Annotated in this window: 7 protein-coding genes and 2 pseudogenes; 5 read left to right on the forward strand and 4 right to left on the reverse strand. The window is 73.7% G+C overall.

The annotated features are described in order from the left end of the window. Positions 1–155, forward strand: a pseudogene (locus tag G5C65_RS39610) (D-2-hydroxyacid dehydrogenase family protein); the annotation flags it as partial. A 97-nt stretch (positions 156–252) separates the two neighbouring features. Then, positions 253–696 (forward strand): hypothetical protein, encoded by a 444-nt coding sequence (locus G5C65_RS27800; RefSeq protein WP_165301774.1) that lies wholly within the window; start codon positions 253–255, stop codon positions 694–696. A 69-nt stretch (positions 697–765) separates the two neighbouring features. Here the strand turns inward: G5C65_RS27800 and G5C65_RS27805 are convergent, their stop codons facing one another. Further along, positions 766–1,230 (reverse strand): MarR family winged helix-turn-helix transcriptional regulator, encoded by a 465-nt coding sequence (locus G5C65_RS27805; RefSeq protein WP_165301775.1) that lies wholly within the window; start codon positions 1,228–1,230, stop codon positions 766–768. A gap of 102 nt (positions 1,231–1,332) precedes the next feature. Here G5C65_RS27805 and G5C65_RS27810 point away from each other — a divergent pair, with 102 nt between their 5' ends. Beyond that, positions 1,333–1,746, forward strand: coding sequence for an organic hydroperoxide resistance protein (locus tag G5C65_RS27810; protein ID WP_165301776.1), 414 nt, complete (start codon positions 1,333–1,335; stop codon positions 1,744–1,746). Here the strand turns inward: G5C65_RS27810 and G5C65_RS27815 are convergent. Continuing rightward, on the reverse strand, positions 1,736–2,659 hold the full coding sequence (locus G5C65_RS27815; protein WP_165301777.1) for a sulfotransferase domain-containing protein: 924 nt from the start codon (positions 2,657–2,659) through the stop codon (positions 1,736–1,738). The two genes, G5C65_RS27810 and G5C65_RS27815, sit on opposite strands and share 11 nt — an antisense overlap. A gap of 214 nt (positions 2,660–2,873) precedes the next feature. Here G5C65_RS27815 and G5C65_RS27820 point away from each other — a divergent pair, with 214 nt between their 5' ends. Further along, positions 2,874–4,703, forward strand: a complete 1,830-nt coding sequence (locus tag G5C65_RS27820) for a hydroxysqualene dehydroxylase (protein ID WP_165301778.1) — start codon at positions 2,874–2,876, stop codon at positions 4,701–4,703. A 330-nt stretch (positions 4,704–5,033) separates the two neighbouring features. On the opposite strand, the gene G5C65_RS27825 is transcribed toward G5C65_RS27820, so the two are convergent. After that, positions 5,034–5,963, reverse strand: a complete 930-nt coding sequence (locus G5C65_RS27825; RefSeq protein ID WP_165301779.1) for a LysR family transcriptional regulator — start codon at positions 5,961–5,963, stop codon at positions 5,034–5,036. Between the two features lie 93 nt (positions 5,964–6,056). Here G5C65_RS27825 and G5C65_RS27830 point away from each other — a divergent pair, with 93 nt between their 5' ends. Then, positions 6,057–6,815 (forward strand): CTP synthase C-terminal region-related (seleno)protein, encoded by a 759-nt coding sequence (locus tag G5C65_RS27830; RefSeq protein WP_165301780.1) that lies wholly within the window; start codon positions 6,057–6,059, stop codon positions 6,813–6,815. Here the strand turns inward: G5C65_RS27830 and G5C65_RS27835 are convergent. Continuing rightward, positions 6,757–7,051, reverse strand: a pseudogene (locus G5C65_RS27835) (DUF397 domain-containing protein); the annotation flags it as partial. The gene G5C65_RS27830 and the pseudogene G5C65_RS27835 sit on opposite strands and share 59 nt — an antisense overlap.

Genomic DNA, 7,051 nt, shown 5'->3' on the forward strand with positions numbered 1-7,051 from the left:
GCCCCTTCCGCACGGCCCCCCGACTGCTGGCCACCCCGCACCTGGGGTATGTCTCGGAGGACAACTACCGCACGTACTACGGCCAGGCGGTCGAGGACATCGAGGCGTTCCTGAAGGGCTCCCCCATCCGCACCCTGGGCGCCCCCGGCCGCTGAGCAGTCACCGGAACTTCACCGTCCAGTCACTGATCGTCCCTAGCGTCCCTCGCGTCGACATCCGTCGACTTTCATTACGACGAGACGGGGGAGCCGTATGAAGGCAGCAGCGTTGAAGAAGGTCGCCACGGTGGGAGCGGTTTCGGCCACAGCGGTGGCGGGGCTGGTCCTCGGCACCACACCGGCCGCCGCCGCGCCCGTGAACACCCAGAACTTCTACGTCAACTACGGCAACACATACGCCAAGGGCGAACTGCGCTGGTACAACCGGACAGTCCGGTTCGACGCCTCGCTCCGGGCCCTCAGCGGCTGCAAGCTCTTCGAGCTGTCGGCCACGGACGGGAAGGGGCGGTGGGACCGGGTCGCCGAGTTCCTCTGCCCGGGTGACATCGGGTCCAAGCGCATCAACGGCGTCCTGGGCTTCGACAATGTGCGCGGCGGAGCCAAGGACGTGTACATCACCATCGGGAACGGTGACCCGCTGAAGCGGCAGCACTGCAACAAGTTCAAGACCAGGTGCGGCGCGCAGCACAACGTCTGAAGCAGATAAGGGCAGAGCGGGCCGGGTCCGGGCAGGGGCTGCCGGACCCGGCCCGCCGGAACAGCACATCTAGGGGCCTTCCAGGTCCGCCCCGTCCAGGGCGCGGGTGAGGCGGTCCAGCCGGGTCCGCAGCTCGCGGACCTCCTCGACGTCGAAGCCCGTCGCGGCGGCGATGCGGCGGGGGACGAGCGCGGCGCGCTCCCGGAGGGCCGCGCCCTCGTCCGTGAGGCGGACATGGACCGAGCGCTCGTCGCGGGCGCTGCGCTCGCGACGCACGAGACCGGCTGCCTCCAGGCGCTTGAGCAGCGGCGACAGCGTGCCGGAGTCCAGCCGCAGCTGCTCGCCCAGCCGCTTCACGGGCTGCTCGCCGTGCTCCCACAGGACCAGCATCGCCAGGTACTGGGGGTAGGTGAGGCCGAGATCCTTCAGCACCACGCGGTAGACGCTGCCGAACGCGCGCGAGGCGGCGTGCAGGGAGAAGCAGATCTGCTGGTCGAGGCGGAGGAGGTCGTCGTCGGAGGAGTCGGAGGACATGCCCTCCAGGGTAGCAAGCGCCCGATTTAGTTGTGCACAACTAAATCGTGTGCTCTACTTATAGGTGCACGCAGCCCGCACCCGACGAGGGAGATGGATTCCATGGACGCGCTCTACACCGCCGTCGCCACCGCCACCCACGGCCGCGAGGGCCGCGCCGTCAGCTCCGACGGCAAGCTGGACCTGGAGCTGGGCATTCCCACGGAGATGGGCGGCAACGGGCAGGGCACGAACCCGGAGCAGCTGTTCGCCGCCGGATACGCGGCCTGCTTCGCCAGCGCCCTCGGCGCGGTCGGACGGCAGGCGAAGACGGACCTGGGCGACGCGGCGGTGACCGCCGAGGTCGGCATCGGCAAGCAGGGCGAGGGCTTCGCCCTGAAGGTCACCCTCCGCGTCGAGCTGCCGGACTCCGTCACCGGGGAGCGGGGCCGCGAGCTGGTCGAGCAGGCCCACCAGGTCTGCCCCTACTCCAACGCCACCCGCGGCAACATCCCGGTCGACCTCGTCATCGAGTAGACCGCGCAGCGGGCCGGGTATCCGGCGGCGGCCCGTCCGGGTTCTCCAACCACGCACGGAGGCCCGCGGGAAGGGAGCGCACAGCCTCCTCGTAGCAGGCCGTCTCCCGCTCGGTGACCGTCTCCCGCCACTGGCCGCTGACGCCCCGGTGGAAGAACCACGCGCCGCGCGGTGCGGGGCCGACGGCGGGCATCACCCGCTCGCTGTCGGCCCGCATCTCCTCGAAGCCGCACGCCGCGACCAGCCCCGGCCACGCCTCCTCGGGGATCCGGATGCCCAGATGGGCGGCGACGCGGCGCATCTCGCCCTCCAGGTCGTCCAGCAGCCGCTGGTAGTGGAGCAGCAGCACCCCCGGCTCGTGCCGCAGGCGCCACCAGGACGTCATGTGCTGGGTGAACCGCTCCAGCGGAACGTCCTGATCCTGTCCCCCGAACCGCTCCCCGGAGAAGAACCCCCGCCAGAAGGCGCGCGGGTCCGACGGCAGCTCCGGGTACACCCCGGCCCGGCCCATGTGGTGGTGGAAGGAGAGCGCGGCGTCCCGCAGGTCCCGGAAGACCACCAGGTACGACGCCGACTCCGGCAGCGGCGGCAGCGCGTCCGGCGGCAGGTGCGACTTGAGGAAGCGGCGGTGCCGCTGCGCCTCCAGGCGCGCGAGCAGGGTGTCCAGGTCGGCGTCCTCGTGCAGGAACTCCAGCCAGGGGGACACCTCGCGCAGCGGCGCCGGCAGTTCGGGGCTGCCGAAGACCAGACAGGCGGTGATGCGCTGCATCCAGGTGGTGCCGCACTTCGGCGGCGTCGAGATGACGATGTCGTCGGGGCGCGGCCGGAACCGGTCCCAGCGGGTGCTGTCGAAGACCGCGGTGCGGTACGTGCGCCGGGCCGGGCCTGGGAGTTGATGTAGCGGTATGTCCATGGCCGTCTCTCTTCCCAGGAGCGGACGGAATCCCTCCGCGTACCGGGCCATTTCGGCCAAGGTGGCGCCCGTCGCGCCGTGCCGCACGCCGGTGTCTTCCGGCCCGCGCGCCCGCCCCCTATGCTCCTGCGCCGGCCCGGCGTACCGCGGGTAACGGGCCCGGAACACGCACGGTCATCGGTCATCGGCCATCGGCGGCAGGGGTGGAGTCAGCATGGGCGGAAGCGGGAGCCGTACGCAGCGGGGACCGGGCAGACGGAGCGTCGCGCTGGGCGCGGGCGCGGTGGCGGCCGGGGCGGCGCTCGGCGCGGCGCAGGCCACCGCCGACGCGGCGCCCCGCTCCGCGTCCCGCGGCACGTCCCGCGGCGCGGAGCGGGCCGGGACGGTCGCGGTGCTGGGCGGCGGGGTCGCCGGGCTCACGGCGGCGCACGAACTGGCCGAACGGGGCTTCGACGTCACCGTCTACGAGCGCCGGGCGCTCGGCGGCAAGGCCCGCAGCATGGGCGTGCCGGACAGCGCCAGGGGCGGGCGCGACCCGCTGCCCGCCGAACACGGCTTCCGCTTCATCCCCGGCATCTACCACAACCTCCCGGACACGATGCGCCGCATCCCCTTCCCCGGGAACGAGCGCGGCGTGTTCGACAACCTGGTCGCGCCCCGCGAGATGATGTTCGCCCGCTCCGGCGGGCGCGAGGACCTGCGCTTCCCCGTCCCGTATCTGGGGGACGACGGGGGGCAGCCGCCGGATCTGACGCCGGACGAGGTGCGCCGGATGCTCACCGCGTTCCTGGAGACCGCGCTGAACCTGCCGGCCGACGAGACGGTGTACTTCGCCAACCGCGTCCTGGTCTTCCTCACCAGCTGCGACGAGCGGCGGGACGACGAGTGGGAGTCCACGCCCTGGTGGGAGTTCACCCGCGCGGCGCGGATGTCGGAGGACTACCAGCGGCTGCTCGCCATCGGCGTCACCCGCAACATCGTGGCCACCAAGGCGGAGGAGGCCAGCACCCGGACGGTGGGCACGCTGGGCGAGGCGTTCGTCTTCAACGCCCTCGGGCTGGGCGACGACGGGCCGCCCGACCGGATCCTCGACGCCCCCACCAACGAGGCGTGGATCGACCCCTGGGTGGAGCATCTCACCTCGCTCGGCGTCGACTTCCGCGTCGGCTGGGACGTCGAGCGGATCCCGTACGCGGACGGCGCGGTGCCGCATATCGCCGTCAAGGACCCGGAGGGGAAGCGGCACGACATCACAGCGGACCACTACATATGCGCCCTGCCCGTGGAGCGGGCCCGCCGGCTGTGGAGCCGCGCGCTGCGCGCCGCCGACCCGCAGCTGGCCCGCTGCGACAAGCTGCGCACCGACTGGATGACGGGCATCCAGTTCTATCTGACCGAGCGCACCCCCATCCTGCACGGCCATCTCAACCTGGTCGACTCGCCCTGGGCCCTCACCGCCATCGCGCAGGCCACGCACTGGCCCCGCCGGGACTTCCCCGCCGACTACGGCGACGGCACCGCGGCCGACTGCCTGTCCGTGGACGTCTCCGAGTGGGACAAGAAGGGCGTGCTCTACGGCAGGACCGCCAAGCAGTGCACCCCCGAGGAGGTCGCCAAGGAGGTGTGGGCGCAGCTGAAGGCGTCGCTGAACGACACCGGGAAGACGGTGCTCAAGGACAGCATCCTGCACTCGTGGTATCTCGACCCCGGCGTCGACGGCATCGGCACGCCCGACCCCGTGAACGAGGACGAGCTGCTCATCCACCCGGTGGGCACGTTCCACAACCGGCCGAACGCCGCCACCCGCGTCCCCAACTTCTTCCTGGCGGGCGACTACGTGGCGGTGGACATCGACCTGGCCACCATGGAGGGCGCCAACGCGGCCGCCCGGCAGGCCGTCAACGCGCTGCTGGACCGGGTGGGTTCGGAGGCGAAGCGGTGCACGGTCGAGCCGCTGTACCGGAATCCGGCGCTGGAGTCCGTCAAACGGCACGACCGCGTCCGGTACCGGCTGGGGCTCCGCAACGCCTTCGACTTCGGCTGACGGCCCGAGCCCTTAGTCCGTGTCCGGCGGGTCGTGGCTGCCCTCTGTCGGGGCTGCCGAGTCGGGGCTGCCCCTGCCCGTGTCCTGCGGTCTGCGGCTGGGTTGTGGCCGGTCGCGCCCCGCGGCGGAGCCGCTATGGACACGAGCCCCGCGCCCCTGCGGGGCGCGCCCTGGCGCCCCGCAGGGGGCGCTTCAGGGGCGCGGGGAACTGCGCGCGCAACCTCCCCCAAGCTCTCGGCTTCGCTCGAGCAGGGGGACCCCCATCCCAGCCGCAGACTGCGACACACGACCAGGGGCAGCCCCTGCCCAGCAAGATCCGCCGGCCACGGCCTAGGCGCCCACGGCGTCCAGAAAGAGCCGGGGGAGCCCCTCGCGCGCCGCGGGCCCGGCGCGTACCGCCTCCACCCGGTGCGCCAGCCGCGGCTCGGCGAGCGGTACCGTCGCCACGTCCGGCGCCCCGGCCGGGACCCGCCGCGGCAGCAGCGCCAGCCCGTGCCCGGCCGCGACCAGCGCGAGCAGGCCCCCCGCGTCCGTACCGTCGTAGCGGACCGCCGCGCGGTAGCCGTCGGCGCCGGTCGCGGCGCGAAGCTGCGGCAGCGGCACCGCGATGTCCGGCGCGTCGATCCAGTACGCGTCCGCCAGGTCCGCCAACCGGGGCCCCGCCAACCCGGGACCCACCCCCCGGGGCCCGGCGGCCCCGTGTGCCCGCGCGAGCGGGTGGCCGGCGGGCAGCGCCAGCGCCAGCGGCTCCTCCTCGCCGACCCCGCTCGCGGTGACCGGGCCGACGTCCGGGAGGCGGAGCGGGTCGGTGGGGGCCGCGGCGCCGTCCACCAGGCCCAGGTCCAGGTCCGCCGCCGCGACGCCGCGGACGACGGCCGCGCGCCCCAGCACCCGGACCGTCACCGCCCCGTGCGGGCGCGTCCGCCGTACGGCGGCCAGCGCCGCCGCGACCCGGGGCGTCAGGGCCAGCGGCGCGGCGCCGAGCACCAGCCGGGCCGGTGGCGCCGCCGCCAGCCGTTCGAGGTCGGCGCGGGCGGCGTCCAGCCGCAGCAGCAGCGGCTCCGCGTGCTCCAGCAGCCGGGCGTCGACGCGGGTGGGGGCCACCGGGCGGCGCCCCAGCAGGGGCGCCCCGATGTCGCTCTCCAGCGCCGCGACGTGCTGGGACACGGCCGACTGCGTGTACCCCAGCTCGCGGGCCGCCGCCGAGAACGAGCCGTGCCGGGCCACGGAGACGAACGTACGGAGCAGATGCGGATCCATACCCCCAGTGTGACCAGCGGCCATCAGCGCAGCTAATGAAATTCGGCAGATCATCGTTGGCGCTGCACACGGGGGCCGGACGACGATGTCCGTATGACGCACCCAGAGAGCTCACCGCCGCCGCTGCCCCGCCTCGCCCTGGTCGGCGACCGGTCGTCCGGCGTCCGCGCCCACGTCCGGATCCCCGCCGTCCTCGACACGCTCGCCCAACGCGACCAGCTGGTGCTGGACGCCTACTGGATCCCGACCCCGGACGCGGAACGCGCCGGGGCCCTCGACGGGTTCGACGCCGTCTGGCTGGTGCCCGGCAGCCCGTACCGCAGCGAGGCGGGCGCGCTGGAGGCGGTCCGTACGGCCCGGGAGCGGGGGATTCCGTTCCTCGGCACCTGCGGCGGCTTCCAGCACGCGATGCTGGAGTTCGCCCGCACCGTGTGCGGGCTGCCGTGGGTGACCCACGCCGAGAACACCGGGACGACGGAGGGCGACCCGCTGATCGTCCCGCTCGCCTGCTCCCTCGTCGGCCACGAGGGCACGGTGACCGTGGCGCCGGGCTCGCTGGCCGAGCGCGTCATCGGGACCGGGCGGTCCGTCGAGCGCTACCACTGCTCGTACGGCGCCGACCCGGACCGCCTCGACGCGCTGCGGACGCACGGGATGCGGTTCAGCGGGACGGACGAGGCGGGCGCGGCCCGTATCGCCGAACTGCCGGCCGAGCGGCACCCGTTCTTCCTCGCCACCCTCTTCCAGCCCGAACTGGCGGGCGACGGGGACCCGGACGGCGCGCCGCACCCGGTCATCCGCGCCCTGGCGGAGGCGGCGGCGACCCGCCACGCCGCCCACGCGGCTGCTTGACGGCCACGCCCTTGAAGAAAGTGTAGTGAAAGGTGCCCCCGCCCTGAGCCGTACGGCGCAGGTCCGCGATGCCGCGCTCCCAGTCGGCCCGCGTCAGCAGCTCCGCGGCCAGCGCCTCCTCGCGTACTCCCTCGACCATCGCGGTGAAGGTGTCCCGGGTGAAGCCCTCGACGAGCGCGGGGCGGGAGTCGTCGACGTACACCGTGCGCGGGGCGACCGCCACCTCCCCGTACCCC

The organism is Streptomyces boncukensis, assembly GCF_011045075.1.
GTDB lineage: Bacteria > Actinomycetota > Actinomycetes > Streptomycetales > Streptomycetaceae > Streptomyces > Streptomyces boncukensis.

Coding starts and splice junctions, on each gene's coding strand:
- G5C65_RS27830 (WP_165301780.1), top strand. CDS start 6,057: ATGACGCACCCAGAGAGCTCACCGCCGCCGCTGCCCCGCCTCGCCCTG.
- G5C65_RS27815 (WP_165301777.1), bottom strand. CDS start 2,659: ATGGACATACCGCTACATCAACTCCCAGGCCCGGCCCGGCGCACGTAC.
- G5C65_RS27825 (WP_165301779.1), bottom strand. CDS start 5,963: ATGGATCCGCATCTGCTCCGTACGTTCGTCTCCGTGGCCCGGCACGGC.
- G5C65_RS27820 (WP_165301778.1), top strand. CDS start 2,874: ATGGGCGGAAGCGGGAGCCGTACGCAGCGGGGACCGGGCAGACGGAGC.
- G5C65_RS27805 (WP_165301775.1), bottom strand. CDS start 1,230: ATGTCCTCCGACTCCTCCGACGACGACCTCCTCCGCCTCGACCAGCAG.
- G5C65_RS27810 (WP_165301776.1), top strand. CDS start 1,333: ATGGACGCGCTCTACACCGCCGTCGCCACCGCCACCCACGGCCGCGAG.
- G5C65_RS27800 (WP_165301774.1), top strand. CDS start 253: ATGAAGGCAGCAGCGTTGAAGAAGGTCGCCACGGTGGGAGCGGTTTCG.